At 55.6% G+C, this 17488-nt stretch carries 13 protein-coding genes; 5 read left to right on the forward strand and 8 right to left on the reverse strand.

Annotation, left to right across the window (positions count from 1 at the left end; translation table 11 throughout):
* Nucleotides 1-34: 34 nt before the first annotated feature.
* Nucleotides 35-2119 (reverse strand): M13 family metallopeptidase, encoded by a 2085-nt coding sequence (locus SHEW_RS15395; RefSeq protein ID WP_011866770.1) that lies wholly within the window; start codon nt 2117-2119, stop codon nt 35-37.
* 200 nt (nt 2120-2319) lie between these two features.
* Nucleotides 2320-2862 (reverse strand): sugar O-acetyltransferase, encoded by a 543-nt coding sequence (locus SHEW_RS15400; protein WP_011866771.1) that lies wholly within the window; start codon nt 2860-2862, stop codon nt 2320-2322.
* Between the two features lie 181 nt (nt 2863-3043).
* On the opposite strand from SHEW_RS15400, the gene rsuA reads away from it, so the two are divergent.
* Complete coding sequence (gene rsuA / locus SHEW_RS15405) at nt 3044-3736, forward strand: 16S rRNA pseudouridine(516) synthase RsuA (RefSeq protein ID WP_011866772.1); 693 nt, start codon at nt 3044-3046, stop codon at nt 3734-3736.
* 14 nt (nt 3737-3750) lie between these two features.
* Here the strand turns inward: rsuA and SHEW_RS15410 are convergent, their stop codons facing one another.
* Nucleotides 3751-4188, reverse strand: a complete 438-nt coding sequence (locus SHEW_RS15410; RefSeq protein ID WP_011866773.1) for a DUF3069 domain-containing protein — start codon at nt 4186-4188, stop codon at nt 3751-3753.
* Between the two features lie 363 nt (nt 4189-4551).
* Between SHEW_RS15410 and SHEW_RS15415 the strand changes: the two genes are divergently transcribed.
* Entirely contained in the window at nt 4552-6375 is a 1824-nt protein-coding gene (locus tag SHEW_RS15415; protein ID WP_223294727.1) for a GGDEF domain-containing protein, read from the forward strand.
* 64 nt (nt 6376-6439) lie between these two features.
* Here the strand turns inward: SHEW_RS15415 and SHEW_RS15420 are convergent, their stop codons facing one another.
* The gene (locus SHEW_RS15420; RefSeq protein ID WP_223294728.1) at nt 6440-7270 is read right to left on the reverse strand and encodes a substrate-binding periplasmic protein; all 831 of its coding nucleotides are present in this window, start codon (nt 7268-7270) and stop codon (nt 6440-6442) included.
* 352 nt (nt 7271-7622) lie between these two features.
* Here SHEW_RS15420 and queG point away from each other — a divergent pair, with 352 nt between their 5' ends.
* The gene (gene queG / locus SHEW_RS15425; protein WP_011866776.1) at nt 7623-8786 is read left to right on the forward strand and encodes a tRNA epoxyqueuosine(34) reductase QueG; all 1164 of its coding nucleotides are present in this window, start codon (nt 7623-7625) and stop codon (nt 8784-8786) included.
* A 210-nt stretch (nt 8787-8996) separates the two neighbouring features.
* On the opposite strand, the gene SHEW_RS15430 is transcribed toward queG, so the two are convergent.
* The 4 genes from SHEW_RS15430 to SHEW_RS15445 form a co-directional block, all read right to left on the reverse strand.
* Complete coding sequence (locus SHEW_RS15430; protein WP_011866777.1) at nt 8997-9200, reverse strand: dodecin; 204 nt, start codon at nt 9198-9200, stop codon at nt 8997-8999.
* 125 nt (nt 9201-9325) lie between these two features.
* Nucleotides 9326-11290 carry an alkyl/aryl-sulfatase gene (locus SHEW_RS15435; protein WP_011866778.1) on the reverse strand — a complete coding sequence of 655 codons (1965 nt, stop codon included), beginning with the start codon at nt 11288-11290 and terminating at the stop codon, nt 9326-9328.
* A 126-nt stretch (nt 11291-11416) separates the two neighbouring features.
* Nucleotides 11417-13135, reverse strand: coding sequence for a GMC family oxidoreductase (locus SHEW_RS15440; RefSeq protein ID WP_011866779.1), 1719 nt, complete (start codon nt 13133-13135; stop codon nt 11417-11419).
* Nucleotides 13136-13172: 37 nt separating this feature from the next.
* Entirely contained in the window at nt 13173-13775 is a 603-nt protein-coding gene (locus SHEW_RS15445; protein ID WP_223294729.1) for a gluconate 2-dehydrogenase subunit 3 family protein, read from the reverse strand.
* A 256-nt stretch (nt 13776-14031) separates the two neighbouring features.
* Between SHEW_RS15445 and SHEW_RS15450 the strand changes: the two genes are divergently transcribed.
* Nucleotides 14032-15582: a glutamate synthase-related protein gene (locus SHEW_RS15450; RefSeq protein WP_011866781.1), complete on the forward strand. Its 1551-nt coding sequence runs from the start codon at nt 14032-14034 to the stop codon at nt 15580-15582.
* A 349-nt stretch (nt 15583-15931) separates the two neighbouring features.
* Nucleotides 15932-17446 (forward strand): tetratricopeptide repeat protein, encoded by a 1515-nt coding sequence (locus SHEW_RS15455; RefSeq protein WP_011866782.1) that lies wholly within the window; start codon nt 15932-15934, stop codon nt 17444-17446.
* Nucleotides 17447-17488 lie beyond the last annotated feature (42 nt).

Below are 17488 nucleotides of genomic sequence, written 5' to 3' on the forward strand. Positions count from 1 at the left end.
GCCAAGGCGCTCTTTTTCATCGAGAAAACTCGAATTACCAGATCTTCACACGCTGAGCGGGTTCGATGTACATGGCATCGCCCTGCTTAACGTCGAAGGTGGTGTAGAACTCAGGCATGTTAGACAGCGCGCCCAGGGCACGGAACTTAGCCGGTGAGTGTGGATCGGTCGCCACGCGGTTACGCATCGCCTCTTCCTTGATCTTGGCACGCCAGATCTGGCCAAAGCCGATGAAGAAACGCTCGTCGCCGGTCAGGCCGTCGATAACCGGTGCTTCCTTACCATTGAGTGACATCTTGTAAGCCTTGTAGGCGATGGTTACGCCTGACAGGTCGCCGATATTCTCACCCAGCGTCAGTTCACCGTTAACATTCAGATCGTCGAATACCGAGTAACCATTGTACTGATCTACCAGCGCCTTACCGCGCGCAGCAAACTCTTTCAGATCTTGCTCTGTCCACCAGTCGCGCATGTTGCCTTCGCCGTCGAACTTTGCGCCCTGATCATCGAAGCCATGGCCCATCTCGTGACCGATCACCGCGCCTATACCGCCATAGTTCACCGCGTCATCTGCCTCCATGTTGAAGAAAGGAGGTTGCAGAATTGCCGCCGGGAAGACGATCTCGTTCATGGTTGGGTTGTAGTAGGCGTTCACCGTCTGTGGTGTCATGTGCCATTCCCACTTACGGATTGGCGCACCTAGCTTCTCAAGATCCTTCTCATGGCTCAGCTCGCTGGCGCGCATGCTGTTGCCTACCAGGTCATCGGCCTTTATGGTCAGCTTGTCGTAGTTTTCCCAGCGATCTGGGTAACCAATCTTAGGATCGAACTTAGCCAGCTTGTCTTTGGCCGCGACTTTAGTGTCTGGGCTCATCCACTCCAGGCCATCGATGCTCTCGCCATAGGCGCGACGTAGGTTTTCAACCAGCTCCTGCATGCGGTGCTTGGCTTCAGGCTTGAAGTGACGCTTCACGTAAACCTTACCCACAACCTCACCCAGCAGGTTGTTTACCGTGCTCACGCCGCGCTTCCAGCGTGGCTGTTGCTCAGCCTGGCCATTGAGTTTCTTAGAGAAGAACTCGAAGTTTTCACGGTCAAGATCTGTGCTCAGATCGCCAGCGAAGTGAGTCAGCGTCTGCCAGGTCATGTAGGTCTTCCACACAGACAGATCGTTAGCCTGCAGCACTTCGTTGAAACCTTCGATGAAGCTTGGCTGGTTGACGATGATGTCGGCTTGCTTGTCAGCGCCTAGGGTCTTGAGGTAACCGTTCCAGTTGATGTCCGGCGCCAGCTTAGGCAGATCGGCCACCTGGTAAAGGTTATAGGTCTTAGTGCTGTCGCGGGTCTCGACGACGTCCCAATGGCGGCTGGCGATAGCGGTTTCCAGCGCCAGGATATGCTCGGCGCTCTCTTTCGCGTTTGGCAGACCGGCCAGGGTGAACATCTTCTCGATGTGGGCCACAAACGCCTTACGGATGTTGACGAAACGCTCGGCTTCGTTGAAGTAGTAATCCTTCTCAGGCAGGCTCAGGCCGTATTGCCAGATATGAGTGGCGTAACGGCTAGAATCTTTAGAGTCGATGTCGATGTAGAAAGCCAGCGGCGTGCCGCCACCAATCATCTGGCTGTGGGCAAAGTATTCCACCAGCTGGTCTTTGTTCTCCAGAGCGGCGATCTTGTCCAGCTCACCCTGAATCGGCTTGATGCCCAACTTGTCTAGCTGCTCTGTGTCCATGAAAGAGCGATACAGGTCGGCAACCTTCTGCTCGTCGCTGCCCGCCTTCAGGTTAGGGGTAGCCGCCACTTCTTCGATGATGGCTTTAACATCGTCACGAGACTTCTCACGCAGGTCATAGAAGGCGCCTGTGCTGGTGCGATCGCCTGGGATCTCTGTGTTCTTGATCCAGGTGCCGTTAACGTAGGCATAAAAATCATCTTGCGGACGTACCGACTTGTCGAAGTTAGCAAAATCGATACCCGAGGTCAGGGCCTGTTGTACCGCTACTGCGGTTTCTGTCTTGGCGGTTTCCGGGGCCTTAACTTCTGCCTGGTCGCTGTTGCAAGCGCTAAGACCAAGAATCAAAGAGGCGCAAACCCCTCCAACGAACACTTTTTTCATGTGAATTCCTTTTATGCTTAATTGTTTTTTTGTTAGCAATGCGACTGTCATGGCGAAGCCAAAATGGTGCAAAAACTGCTTCAAGAGACCTATGTTAAAGGGATTGGGTCAATGTAAACAAGTTTATCTGCTGCCCTTGGGCGAATTTCTGGTCACTCATATGTAAGTAAAGATTTCCTCTCCCTGGCGCTAACGCCCTATTACGCCTCAAGGTGGCGTATCACCCGCGCCGGATTACCGCCCACTACAGTTTTAGGAGGGACATCTTTAGTGACCACGGCGCCCGCCGCGACAACGGCCTCGTCACCTATGGTTACGCCCGGTAAAATGATCGCCCCGCCGCCTATCCAAACCCGCTCGCCGATATGGATAGCCTCGGCCAGCTCCCAGCCCTGACAGCGACGCGCCGCATCCAGCGGATGGTTGGCGGTATAGCACTGCACGTTTGGCCCTATCATGGTCTGGCGTCCTATGGTGATGGGGGCATTGTCCTGTAAGGTGACATTGACGTTGATGAACACCTGAGGCGCGACATGCAGATTCTGCCCATAGCTGATATAGAGCGGCAGCTTAACCACAGCCTTGGCGTCCAGATGAGGCAGCAGCTCATTGTCCACTTCCCCGCGGCGGTTCATCTCGGCATTAGCTTGTTGCCGCGCCTGCCAACGGCTCTGCAGCTCGCCGTCGAGGCAGTTGTACTCCTGGCCGCTAACCATCTTGTCAAATTCGCTCACTTCTTCCATCGCCTACCGGCTCCTTTCGAGGATGCATACTGTGTCTGGAATTTGCCATGCTAACACTCTTCTGGGCTAGCTCTTTTCCTTACTAATGCGTTTCGTGACGAGTCCTTTTTAATTGCCACTTTCCATTAATTCTCGACGGCCTCATAATACCGCCCCAAAGTAGAATCCTTAGGGCAATCCAGTGCGTCTAGACAAATTTATCAGCGAATCCACCCAGCTCACCCGCTCTCTGGCCAAGAAGGCCCTGCACAGGGGCGAAGTGACCGTTGATGGTCAGGTTATCAAAGATGGCAGCTTCAAGCTAAATGAGAGCCAGCAGGTCTGTCTGGACGGCGAGCCTATCTCGCTGATTGGGCCGCGTTTTATCATGTTGCACAAGCCGGCGGACACCCTCTGCTCCACCGTCGATGAGGTCTACCCTTCTGTGCTCAACCTGCTCGACCTGCCCCACAAAGAGGATCTGCATATCGCCGGACGCCTGGACGCAGATACCACGGGCCTGGTACTGATCACCAGTGACGGCCAATGGTCCCACAGGGTCACCTCGCCGAAACGCGAATGCGGTAAGACCTATCTGGTGCAGCTTGCCGATCCCCTCAAGGCCGAGTGGGTCGAGCAGTTTGCCACCGGGCTGGCGCTGCGCAGCGAAGAGGGACTCACCAAACCGGCTACGCTTGAGCTGCTGGGCAGCCACGAGGCGAGACTCACCATTACCGAAGGTAAGTATCATCAGGTGAAGCGGATGTTTGCCGCCGTCGGCAACAAGGTGGTGGGACTACACAGGGAATCTGTTGGCGAGATAGTGCTGGACGAGAGTCTGGCACCGGGTGAATGGCGCTACCTGACAGAGGCTGAGATAGCCTCGGTAAAGTAGCGCACAGTTATCAATTATCGGCCGGCGATGACCGCCTTGATGCTGTTGAGCAGGGCGCGGTCGGTGCGCGCCTTCTTCAGCTTCTTCACACTCTCTTTGAGCGAGGCGTCCGCCAGGCGGGTGAAGATGTTGTTGTACTCCTTCTCCTCGATCGCCTCGTCGCTGTCGGCCAACTCGGCAATATCCTGGGCGACACGGCTAAGCTGCAACCAAGAGTTAGCGATATAGAAGCCGTGGAATTCGGCTTGGCCGATTAACCCCTTGGCGCTGGCAGGCAAGGCGTTCCAGGCAGCCGCGAACTTCTCCTCTTCATCGCTGAGCAGCTCATTGAACAGATTGGCATAGGCCTCCAGCAGATTCGCCGGCACCTTATCCATGGGGATCACTGTGTTGCATACATTCAGCGACGCCTGCTCGGCGATCGCCTGATATTCTTGACTGGGTTTACTCATAAAACACTCTCAACACAAAGCGCCGCATTCATCGCGGCAGGTTCGCCTATAAAAACTTGCCAAATTGAAGCCGACAAGCAGGCGCAGAATAAAGGCTGACGTTATACCCTAGTCTGACTGAAAAGCAAAATTGACACCTTTGTTATATAAAAGTTAAAAATAAACGCATAAAAAATATACTTTTTACTGTCAATAAATTGTCATCCGTATAATATAGTTACAAAAAAAGTGTTTATGCTATGGTTAAATGGTCACATAGCAAGGTTGGCAAAGCTAAAAATGACAAGAACAACAAAAGCAAAATCCTGGATAACTTCTCTGCTGCTGATCAGTCTTAGCCTCTCACTCTTAGGCCTCAGCCCATTGAGCCAAGCGCAAGAAGATAGCGCCGAAGAGATAGACGCCATTTTTAAAAAGTTCGATCAGGGCGAGTATAAAGATCAGCAGGCGATCAAAGAGGCGCTCGGCTACCTGACAGCAAATATCACTGCCGACGACATGGAGCGTTACCTCAAGCTGCAGACGGTACTTTGCTGGAACAACTACGACATCACCAAACAGCAGGCGCTCAAAGATGCCATCGCCTTTGCCGATCTGAAACTGCTCACCGAAGGGGTCGCCGCCTCGGCGGAGGCCACCACAGATCTCAAGCTGTGCCGCGCCTTCATGCACCAATTACTTGGCAAGGTCGATATTGCCCTGGAGGAGTACAACAAGGTTGTCGCCGAAGCCTACCTGATAGAATCGCCACGTCTCATTGCCGACTCGCGCTCACTGCGCGGCGCCATCTACTCTTTTCAGGGTAACTTTGCCCAGGCGCTAGAGGATCTAATCACCGCCCAGCACCTCTATGAGTCCCTCAACCTGCAACACTGGGCCATCTACAACCTCACCGAGTTGGCCACCAGCTACCGCCGTTTCGGCGATCCTCAGACGGCAATAAAATATTATCGCAAGCTGGAGAAGGGCTTCGAAGATACCGGCGATAAAGATGGCGCCAACGCCATCAAGACGGAGATAGGCTTCGCCTTGGAGGAACTTGGCGAATATGAGGCGGCGCTAAAAAAGCACAAGGAAGCCTACCAATACTGGCGTGATACTCTGGGCGAGGAAGCCAGTGCCCACACGGCGGTGAATGTCGCCGGCGTGCTGATTCAGCTGCATCGTCAAGGGGAGGCCAAGCCCTACCTGGATGCGGCGCAGAAAAGCATCACCCCGGACCAAGGCGCCAGCTACAGCTTCATGCGTCTGTATCAGGCGCAATCTGCCCTCACCAATGGCCAGTATCAACAGGCGCTCGACTATATCGACATGGCTGAGGAGACCTTTAAGCAGATCAAGAATGCCCGCGGCCTAGAACAGCTGCACATGGTGCACAGCCAAATCTTCGTCGCCGAGAAAGACTGGAAACAGGCCTATGAGGCGCTGCTGAGCTACATTCAGACCCATAAGTCGCTGGATGCCACCCAGCAGACCAACCGCACCACAGAGATGCGCACCCGCTTCAATACCGAGCAGATAGAGCGCGAGAACCAGCAGCTGCTCGAACTGCAGAAGATCAAAGAGAACGAGCTGGTGATCCTCAAGCAGAACAAGTACCTGCAGCTGGCGGTGATCGTCCTGGGCTGCATCATAATGATCATTCTCTCCATCGTCGCCTACAAACAGTCGCAGAAGTCCAAGCTGCTCTCAATCCTGGCGTTGACGGACCACCTGACCCAGCTGCCCAATAGGCGCTATACCTACTCTAAGGGTGAGGGTTACTTCAAATCTAAGGATGAGGGCCACCAACCCCTGTCGATCATACTGTTCGATGCCGACCACTTTAAGAAGGTCAACGATAAGTATGGCCATGACATCGGCGACAAGGTGCTCATCGCCCTGGCCAACATTAGCAACGGACTGATGCGCAAACAGGATCTGGTGGGTCGGGTTGGCGGCGAAGAGTTTTTGGTGATCTTACCCGGCACCACGGCCGAGCAGGCCCTCAATGTGGCTCAGCGCTTGGTGACCACAGTGGAGAGCAGCAACTTCGATGACGTCTACATGAACTTCAAGCTCACCATCAGTGCTGGTATCGCCTGCACAGATGGCGACAAGAGCTTCGAGCATCTGCTAAAACGCGCCGACGATGCCCTCTACCGCGCCAAGTCATCCGGCCGTAACTGCGCCATATTAGATACCTAATGTTCTGAAAAGCAAAACGAAAGCAAGGTTGCAGTACAGGCAACAAAGCCCTATCGCTGCATCCTTAGTCGCCGTGTTTAAGCAGCTCGATACGGCTCGGGGGATTTAGCTTGGGAAACCAAGCATGATAGAGGCGGGCCATCTCTCCTGAGGCTTGTAACTTAACCAAAGCCTCATGCCAGCGACTCACCCGCTCAGGGTCGGTCCCCTTTGAGAAGGCCAGGTAGAGGTCTATCTGCGCCAGTTCCAGTACGGGATGCACCTCATCCAGCCCCATATTCACCTCGGCCAACAGACGCTCCACCGCCAGATCCGCCTGACACCAGAAACGTATCCTGTCATGTTGTAGCTGGCGCGCCGACTGCTGTGGAAAGCTGGCCACCGTCAGGTGCTCGACTCCTTGACGGGTCAGGATAGATTCTCCCAGAGAGCCGCGATAGACGCCGACGCTGCCCAGAGCGTCCAGCTCGGCCACCGAGGCGGGGTTCACCCTGTCATCGGCCTTGGCATAGATAGAGATACTTGTGGTGGCTATGGGACCGACGAAATCGAAATCCCTGCTGCGCTGCTCGTTAAGGGAGGTGGCAAACAGCAGCACGTTGGCCTGACCCTCTGCGATGGCAAAGGCGCGGGCCCAGGGCAGCACCTCGATATTGGCCTCCTCACCGAGCTCCTTGGCAAGACGCTGCACCAGGCTGACGCCATAGCCCATGGGAAGCCCCTGCTCCTGATAGCTCATGGGCGCCCACTCTTCGGTGAGCATGCGCAACGATGCCGCCCCGACAGGCCGGGATGACAAGAGCAGCGACATGCCGGTCAGTAATAAGCTGGCCAGTGATAAACCGGCTAGTGATAAGCCAGTCAGCGAATTAAGCCGCACGCTACTCCAGATCAAATAGTTCTCCCGGAAATGAGGCCAACGCCTGTTATTGATTATCGTCTAAGATAGACAGGCTTTCCCTAAGCCATGAATGCTGAGCGCTTTACAAACTTGCTCTGTTCAACATAAATAGCGCCCAACCAAATTGCAATAGGCACTAGCTGAGGCAAGACCAGACACTCTCTTTCCGTCCATCTTTCCGTCTCTCTTTCTCTCTTCTCTCTTTCTCGATGTATCAGGCAATCCCCAAGCCGGCTTAAGTTTTCTCCTCCCACGCAAAACTGGTATCATGGCAACACTGTTCACCCTGGCCACTCGCCCTTAGCCCTTAGCCCTTAGCCCTTAGCCCTTAGCCCTTAGCCCAAGTATGTCAGACCATAGCCCCCTCTCGCCTCAAGCGTTACAGCAGCTCGCCCTCAAGATTAAAACCTGGGGCAAGGCGTTAGGCTTTGCGCAAATCGGCATCTGCGACACGGATCTTCGCGCCGAAGAGCCCAAGTTTCAGGCCTGGCTCGATAAGGGCTATCACGGTGAGATGGGCTACATGGAGAGCCATGGCATGATGCGCGCGCGCCCACAGGAGCTACATCCGGGCACAGTGCGAGTCATCTCGGCGCGTATGGATTACCTGCCGCCGGAGGCGGGTTTCGCCACCCATCTCAAGGACCCCAACCTGGCCTATATCTCGCGCTATGCCGGTGGCCGTGACTATCACAAGATGATCCGCAATCGCCTGAAGAAGCTGGGACAACAGATTGAAGCCGAGCTGGAAACCTTAGGGCTCGAACGCCCAAACTATCGCCCCTTTGTGGATTCGGCGCCGATTCTGGAGCGCCCACTGGCCGACAAGGCAGGACTTGGCTGGACAGGCAAACATAGCCTGCTGCTCAATCACGAGGCCGGGAGCTGGTTCTTCCTCGGTGAACTCCTGATCGACCTGCCACTACCAGTAGACATTCCGGTGCAGGCCGACTGCAACACCTGCGTCGCCTGCATCAAGTCCTGCCCCACCAACGCCATCGTCGAGCCCTATGTGGTGGACGGCAGACGCTGCATCTCCTATCTCACCATAGAGCTTCAAGGGGCGATCCCCGAAGAGTTCAGGCCTTTGATGGGCAACCGCATCTATGGCTGTGACGACTGTCAGCTGGTGTGTCCGGTCAATGGCGAGGCGCCGCTGACCCAGGAGAGCGACTTCCACACCCGGGATCCGCTCAAACATCCAGAGCTGCTCACCCTCTTCGCCTGGAACGAGGCCGAGTTTCTGAAGTTTACCGAAGGGAGCGCCATCCGCCGTATCGGCCACAAGCGTTGGCTGCGCAACATAGCCATCGCGCTGGGCAATGCACCGGCTTCACAGGAGATCATCGCCGCCCTCGAAGCACGCAGGGAAAGCGATGAGGTAGATGAGATGGTGCGCGAGCATATCGACTGGGCACTGACGCGCCAGAGGCTTGGCGACTATCAGGCCAACCGTAAAACACAGCGGGTGATCCGCACCGTCGAGAAGGGACTCCCCAGAGACGCCTAGGCCATTGAGCTAAAGGTACTCGCCAAACGTCTCAGAGGAGATATTAATACCAAGCACTGTGAGTAAGTGATCATAAATAGCGCTGGAAAAACCTTCGAGAACAAGGCAGCATTTTTAGATAAGTAGTTATTCTACAATCAAAAATGATAACACCGTTTTCGGACGTTTTAACAAGCTAGAGTGATCAGTTATTTACTACGATTGGTATCACTAGTCTAAGGTAAAGCCCACCTTGACCGTCACCTGCCAGTGGGCGATCAGCCCAGCCTCCAGGTGTCCCCGGGTCTCGACCACCTGAAACCACCTCAGATGATGCAGCGACTGACTGGCCGATGCGATGGCATTCTTAATCGCCTCGTCCGAACTGATGGGCGAGGAACCAACGAGTTCGATGATCTTGTAGGTATGACTCATGGCGGTTCTCCTGTTGCAAATCGGCTACCCACTTGAGTATAGAAGAAATAATGCCTTTCCCTATTACCGAAAAAAGAAACCACCTCTAGGGTGGTTTCTTATCCATAGGCCTGCCTTGAACATCACTAAGGCATGACGATGTTAAACCAGAAGTTAAAGTCGTCTAACATCCCGAGGAACGAGGTAAACAGGGCCTTATCGCCAGTTAGCTTCACCTCGCCGCTGGCAATCGCATCATCGAAACTCAGCTCCTTCAATTGAATGCTGTTCATGGTCTTCATGCTCATGACCAGCTTAACATCGGGTTGCTCCACCTTACGTTTGCTGTGATGCAACACCGCATTCTCAACGGTGAGGGTATAAAGGCTGTCGAGATCGGAAAAGGCGATCTCTATATCAAACTGCTTTCCTTCCGCCTTGGCGGCATCTAGTCTCACTGCCAGATAGTCAAACAACATCTCGGGAGTCATGGCTCGGATCGTGTCGGGCGTGGCCGTTTGTGTTCCACCGGCCGCCGGGACACCATTTCTCAGCTCATATGCCCCTTGCAGGTATACTGAGCGCCACGGGCCAGATTCAGCCTGATACCCAAGCTGCTCTAACGCGTCGGCTAACAACTCTTTAGCGTCGATGCTTTTGGGGTTGGCAAATACGGCATGCTTCATCACCTCTGCTACCCAACGGTATTCCCCCTCATCAAAGGAGGCTCTCGCCTTACGGATGACCTCAGCTTCGCCCCCCATAAACTGAACATATTTCTTAGCGACGGCTTCTGGCGGCAGATTGTTAAGGTTAGCCGGATTGCCGTTATACCATCCCATATAACGCTGATAGACGGCGCGACTGTTGTGACGCAAGGTACCGTAGTAACCGCGGGTAGACCAACTCTGTTCCAGCTCTTTTGGCAGTGAAATCATCTCCGAAATCTCTTCCCCGGTGAAACCTTGGTTCATCAGACGCACAGATTGATCATGGGTAAACTTATAGATATCTCGTTGTTTCTTGAAGTAGGGAATAATCTTGTCATTGCCCCACATTGGCCAATGGTGACTCTGAAACTTCACCTCAGCCTGATCTCCCCAGAGGTCAATAGTCTCATCCAGAAAACTCGACCAAATGAGTGCATCCCTCACCTGCGCGCCCCTTAGGGTTAAGATGTTGTGCATGGTATTTGTGGTGTTCTCGGCCATCCACAGAGCCTTAGCTTGAGGAAACCAGGTGTTCATCTCCGCAGGCGCCTCACTGCCCGGCGTCAATTGAAATACCATATCAATGCCATCTATGGTCAACCTTTCGCCTGTCTTGGTGATCTCATGGGTGGGTAGCAGCAGTCCGGCCAATCCTGTGGATACCGTCATCCCCAGGCCGCCATTTACGCCGCCCTTGGCATTACGTGGTAAGAGGGCACCATACATATAGACGGCGCGCCGTCCCATGGCGTTGCCCGCGATCACGTTCTCCGATACCGCATGCTCGGTAAAATGCTCGGGGGCTATGATAGACACCTTGCCCGACTCAACCTCATCCAAGCTGACCAGTCCAGTTGCACCGCCATAGTGATCGATATGGCTATGGCTATAAACAACCGCCACCACGGGACGTGTACCGACTTCCTGGTTGATAAAATCGAGGGCCGCCTTGGCGGTCTCAGGTGAAATGAGCGGATCAAAAACAATCCAGCCCTTGTCCCCCTTGATGAAAGTGATATTGGTAAGATCGAAGCCACGTATCTGATAGATCCCCTCTGTCACCTGATATAAGCCGTGGTGCATTCCAAGCTGGGCATTGCGCCATAGGCTGGGGTTGACCGTATCAGGTGCTGACTTATCGTCTGCAATATAGGTTTTATACTGCTCAAGATCCCAAACAACATTTCCCTTAGCGTCTTTAATGGTGACGACATCAGGCTTTGCCATAAAGCCCCGCTTGGCATTTTCAAAGTCTTGTTTATCTTGAAATGGCAATTCTTTGAGAACCGCAGCATTGGCCTTCTGGGTGTGGGGCGTCGCAGGCTTGGCCTGGGTTGCAGCCAGCGACGGCAGTGCAATAACGAGTGAAGCTACCGCAACAACGAAATTAAGATGGCGCATAGAAACTCCTTTCTAAAGCATGATGAACGATCTACTTCCCTTTCCTGACTATTGAAGTTAGCCACAGAGTTCAGTAATCGCCACTCAGATGCCCCTTAAAAGGAGGAATAAGCGAATAATTTACATTTAGGTTGAAGTCTCAGAGGCGCTCGCGAGCCGCGCCAGCAGCTTGTCGGCCACCCGAAAGGCGTTGGCATAGATGGTCAAGGTCGGGGTGACACTGCCTCCGTTCGGCATAAAGGCGCCGTCGGTTACATACAGGTTGTCGCAGTCGTGGACTTGGCAGTCTGGATTCAGCACTGAGGTCTTTGGGTCCTTACCGAATCGACAGCCGCCGGCCACCAGATTGGCCGTCGGGTCGCTAAACACATTGCCCCAGGCCTCATCGGCGCCCATCGCCTTCATCACCTCTACGCCCCGGTCGACCAGATACTGGGCCACCTTAAGATCGTGGGGATGAAACCCGGCGCGCACCCTGGCCACTGGCTGGCCCCATTTGTCTCGCTCCTCATCGTCCAGGGTGACAAAACAATTGTCATTGGTCAGCCAGTCACAGAAGACCTCGAACTTAAAGTCCCGTGACTGGGTAAAGTGTGCCTTAAGCTTCTGCTTGAGCGGTGTGCCCCAAAGCAGGTTGCCCTGCTGCCACTTGAGCGCGTTCGCCTCACTGGTGGGCGATGGCGGATCAAACACGAAATCTAAGGTGCCCCCCTTCACCGGCTTATCGAACGCCGTCTTGTCGTCGATAACATACCAGTCCTGCAGGGCGCGATTAAAGAATGGCCCACGCTGCTTGAGCCCCTTAGCCGCATCCGCCGGTAGCCTATCGAGCTTAAACACCCCATGGCCCGTGCCCCCGGCGCAGCAGTGCAGGTTCTTACCCAGCTGATCGAAGCGATTGCCTATCCCCTTGGGATGTTTCTCGCCGGGGCTGGCCAGCAGCAGGCGGGTACTCTCTATGGCGTAGCAGGCTACCACAAAGGCCTTGGCCATAATGCGCCGGCTTTGGCCACTGGCATCGAAATAGTCGGCAGAGCTCACTCTTCCTTGGGCATCGGTATTGAGGCGATACACCTTTGCCCGGGTGATGATGCGGCAATTTCCGCTGGCCACGGCATCGTTTAGCAGCGCTGCCCGCGAGCTGCCCTTGGCACCCGAGTGGCAGCCATAGCTGCCGCAGTAACCAGAATACTCGCAGCTCAGACGCTGCTTAAAGGGGCGAGACAGAATCGCCCTCGCCATGGGCAGAGGATGCAGCTTAAGTGTCTCACAAGCCTTGTCGAAGCGCGCCGCTATTGGATGCTCGGCGGTTGGCGGAAAGGGAAAATCTAGGGTCGATCTCGGCTCTAACTGTGGATGCTTCACCACCCGGCCGCTGACGCCGACAATCTGCTCCACCTTGGCATAATAAGGCTCGAGCTCCTCATAGCTGATGGGCCAGTCCACAGTGTTAGCCCCGGGGATAGCCCCAAACGTGGAGGCTAGGCGAAAGTCACTCGGCTTGAGGCGATGAAAATAGCCGCTCATGAAGTTGGAGGCGCCACCGACGATATTGCCGCCCCAAAACTGCGCCGTGGTCTCCCTGCGCCAGCCACCCTCGCCGTCGGGAAGCTCGAGCACATGGCGCTCCTCATCGAACTTAGAGCGAAACACCCTATGGCGCGGCAACTGCTCATCTTTGACGAAATCCTGCTCGGTATACCAGTCGCCCTTCTCGAGCACGGCAACGGCAATCCCCGCCTTGACCAGCTCATAGGCGATGGGGCCGGCGCCCGCGCCGCTGCCGACGATACACACCTCAAACTGTTGCGGCGCCTGCGCCTCGCCCTTAGCTGCTAATCCCATTTAAAGATCCCTGTAAAAACTGAACCATAGTCTCTATTTAAAAATCCAGATAACTCTTACCCGTCACGGGCCGTGGAAAGCCTGGCTGATGCTCGAGCCAACGCCAGCCAATCTCATCCGGGTTACCGCCGTAGAGTGGATCTAACATTAATGCCTCAATCAGGTAATAGAGCAGCAGGGAAAGCCAGTTTTCACCTGCGCGGCTCTTGGCGATCGCCTTTAGCAATGCCTCCTGCTCATCCCAGTTCAGCACCAGGAAGCTGCGTCCTGTCTGGGTATCGGCCCAATCTTCCAACCAGGCCGCCCCCTGCAAGATGAACAGCCTGTCCTCATCGGCGCGATTGTCAGGATCTTCCATGGCCCACAGCAGATAGCGGTAGGCGTTCAGCTCCTTAGCCGAAGGGCCATCACCATCGTCGGGAAACAGGTGCAGCTGCACGCTCTCTATGACGGCGCGGTTGATCACGTCGAAATCTTTGGGTCGTGTGGTGAGAGAAAAGCCTTCGTCGCCGGCAAGGCTCAACTCAGGCTTCGCCGCCAGCAGCAGGCCCAGGGCGCCGCTGCGCACAAGAAAGTCGCGCCGGGTCAGGCCGCTTTCGAAGGCATACTGTCTATTTGCTTCGCGCCTACTCCTCGCCAACTTAATCTCCCGTTTGCTCACTAGATCTGTCTGTTTTATTGCCCATGACATAAGTCAGAACGCCTTACATAAGACCCTGATTATCGCCAAATTGATTCAATTGAGTGTGAATTTTTCGGTGCGCCGGGTCAACACCCAGAATCTGGTATCGAGAGACTATGACGAAGGAGATTAACAAAAGGTAGCGAGGCGGCGACCCGCCACAAAAGCGCCTAGACTAAAGACAACAGCCGCGCAGTAAGCCTAAGGAGCTCCCATGGTTAAACCCGTCATCGCCGATAACAAGCCCAAAAAAGTCGAGCTAACCAAAGGAAAGGAATACTATTTCTGTGTCTGCGGCCGCTCAAACAGCCAGCCCTTCTGCGATGGTTCCCACAAGGGAACGGGATTTAGCCCCAAGGCCTTTACCGCCGAGCGAAGCGGCGAGGCCTACCTTTGCGCCTGTAAACACACGGGCAATGCCCCCTACTGCGACGGCACCCACAAACAGTTTAGCGCCGAACAGGTGGGCAATGAGGGCCCGGGCCGCGAGGCGATCGCCAAAGAGGGCAACCAGGCTCCCAAGGCGGTCGCCACCAAAGAGGAGCCCGGCGTCGAGTTGATCCATCAGCTCGCTAGGGATGGACTCAAAACACTCGGCCATCATGGTCCCATGGTCGCCATGGGGGTGCCCAGATATCAGCTGCCCAGCTGGGATGAGATTCAGATCATGACGGCCCAGATGGCCAACAAGCCCCTGTTCGAGGAGGAAGCGGTCGACACCGAGCTGATCATAGGCCCGGAGGCGCGAAAGCCCCTGAGGCTGAAGATCCCCCTGCTGGTGTCAGACATGAGCTTCGGCGCCCTGTCGGAAGAGGCCAAGGTCGCCCTGGCCAAGGGGGCCGAACTTGCGGGTACCGGGATCTGCTCCGGCGAGGGCGGCATGTTGCCCGAGGAGCAGGCGGCCAACTCACGTTACTTCTACGAGCTGGCCAGCGCCCAATTTGGCTATCAGGAAGCCTTGATGGCCAAGATACAGGCGTTTCACTTCAAGGGCGGCCAAGGCGCCAAGACAGGCACAGGCGGCCACCTGCCGGGCAGCAAGAACCAGGGCAAGATAGCCCAGATCCGCGGTATTCCAGCGGGCCAAGATGCCATCTCGCCGCCAAGGTTTAGGGAGCTCAACTCTGTGGCCGACTTTAAACGCTTCGCCGATAGGGTACGTGAACTCAGCGGCGGCGTGCCTATCGGCTTTAAGCTCAGCGCCAACCATATCGAGCGGGACATTCAGTTTGCACTCGATGCCAGCGCCGATTACATCATACTCGACGGCCGTGGCGGCGGTACCGGCGCCGCGCCGCAGATCTTTCGCGACCACATCAGTGTACCCACCATCCCCGCCCTGGCTCGCGCCCGCCGCTACCTGGATCAGCAAGGTGCCAGCGGCCGGGTGACGCTCATCATCACAGGCGGCCTGAGGCTCCCCATGGACTTCGTCAAGGCGATGGCACTGGGCGCCGACGGCGTTGCCCTGGCCAACAGTGCCATGCAGGCGATCGGCTGCGTCGCCGCCCGCATCTGCAACACCAACAACTGCCCCGCCGGTATCGCCACTCAGAATGCCGACTTGCGCCAACGCCTCAACATCGACAAGTCGGCGCAGCAACTGGCCAACTTTCTGGGCGCCTCCACCGAGCTTATGCAGGTGATGGCCAGGGCCTGTGGCCATCATCGCCTGCAGGACTTTACCCTGGACGATCTCGCCACCTGGCACAGCGAGATGGCAAGGCTCTCCGGCATCTCCTACGCAGGCGTGACACCGATTTAATGCCATAGGTGATGCCGTTTTAATACCAGAGGTGATGCCGTTTTAATACCAGAGGTGACGCCGCTTTAAGGCCAAAGGTAGCGCCTCTCCTTCCCATCTCCCCTTCCCATATGCCCTGCCGCCTCCCCCAGCCCGTCCCCTTCGCGGGCGGGGCGCTCAACTCTATTAAGAACGAAGCAATAAGGCAAAGCTCCCACCAGTAAAGACTTGTTTAACAAGATAAATGGGTGCACACTTGCCAGCGATTTAGGACAATCCATCCCCTAAGGCCAAAAGCCTAAGGCCAAAAGCCAAAAGCCAAAAGCCAAAAGCCACGTCAATTCAGCCATAGATAATGTGAAGGATCACAATGCAAGTCGTTATTTTCTCGGTAATCTTAGCCCTACTCTTTATCAGCCTGCTGCTGGTCTACCTAAACTGGCGCAGCAAACAGCCCATCGAAGTCACCGGCGGCCCGGATGAGGTCATTTTTCTCGCCAACCAACTGCTGCACAGCGGTCGGGAAGCCCAGGCCCTCGATTATCTGGAGCGCGCTGCCGCCATGGGGATGGCCCACGCGGCGCAGTTCCTGGGTGAACTCTACAGCCTCGACGATCATCATCTGTATGATTTAGACAAGGCCAATCATTGGTTTCAACAAGCGGGCGAGCTGGATGAGCAATTTGCCCAGATTCAACGCCAGATGCTCAAGTTGAAGCTTCATCCAAGCCAAAAAGGTGGCAGTCACGAACTGGAAGCCATGCTGAAACCTGGCGCCGATCAGGGCAACAGCCAGCATCAAGGCGAACTGGGCAGACTCTATCAGGAGAGCCCACTGCTCGACCCCGACGGCAGCAAGGCGCTGCACTATCTCGAGCTTGCGGCCGAGGCGGGTGATGCTGAAGCGCAATATCATCTGGCCAAGGTGTTGCTGGAACCGCGCCATGGCGAACCGGATCCCATCAGGGCCAGAGCCCTGCTCACGGCCATTGCCGACAGCGATCCTCTGGCCAAGAGCCAACTGGCGCAGATGCTGCTTAGGGGAGAAGGCGGCCCGGCCGACCCCCGTGAGGCCGAGCGCCTGATGCGCGAGGAAGCAGAGGACAACGAGTTTGCCCTCATCGAGCTGGCGCACCTCTATCAGGAAGGTAAACATCTGCCTAAGGATATCGATAAGGCAGAGGAGTGCCTAAGACAGGCGATGGCCATGGAAAACAATAGCGCCACCTACCTGTTGGGGGAGCTACTGCTCAAACATAAACGCGCCAACGACAGTCACCTTGAGGCGATCACCCTGCTCACGCCATTGGCCCAGCAGTGGATGACAGACGCCCTCTTCCTTTTGGGTCAGGCTCACGAAGAGGGACTTGGCACCCGTCGACATCTCCCCACGGCCCTGGCTTACTATCGTTTGGCGGCGATCGATCCCGCGCCCTATCATCTTGAGCGGGTCGAGACATTAAGCGCCAAGATGGGCAGCTATGAGAAGGAGCAGGCCGAGAGCCTGTATCAAGCATTTCTCACCGAGCACCCCATAGAGAAGTCCCAGCAGGCCTGCATAGATCTGACCCACGGCCTGCGTCTGCTCCATGAAGACGATAAAGGTAAACGCCATCCGAGAGAGGCTATTAGCTTTCTGGAGCGCGCCGCACTCGCCGGCGAGAACCTGGCATTTAAGCCGTTGCATAAAGCCTGCGCCGAGCTGAGCCAGAGGGTTGATGCCGCCGTCTGGGCACAGATCGCCCTGGAAGATCAGTTCTATTTTCTGCCCACGGGCGAGATGGAGAGCAGCTTAGCCAGCCTCAAGCAAGGCTTTAGCGAGTCAGAGCAGGCGCTGTTTGAGCAGCGCTTACAAGAACGGCGAGAGGCACTCACAGGTCACTAGGCTTTCACCAGCACTCGTCGCTAATTTCAAACGCACTAAGCC

It is taken from the genome of Shewanella loihica PV-4 (assembly GCF_000016065.1).
GTDB classification, from domain to species: Bacteria; Pseudomonadota; Gammaproteobacteria; order Enterobacterales; family Shewanellaceae; genus Shewanella; species Shewanella loihica.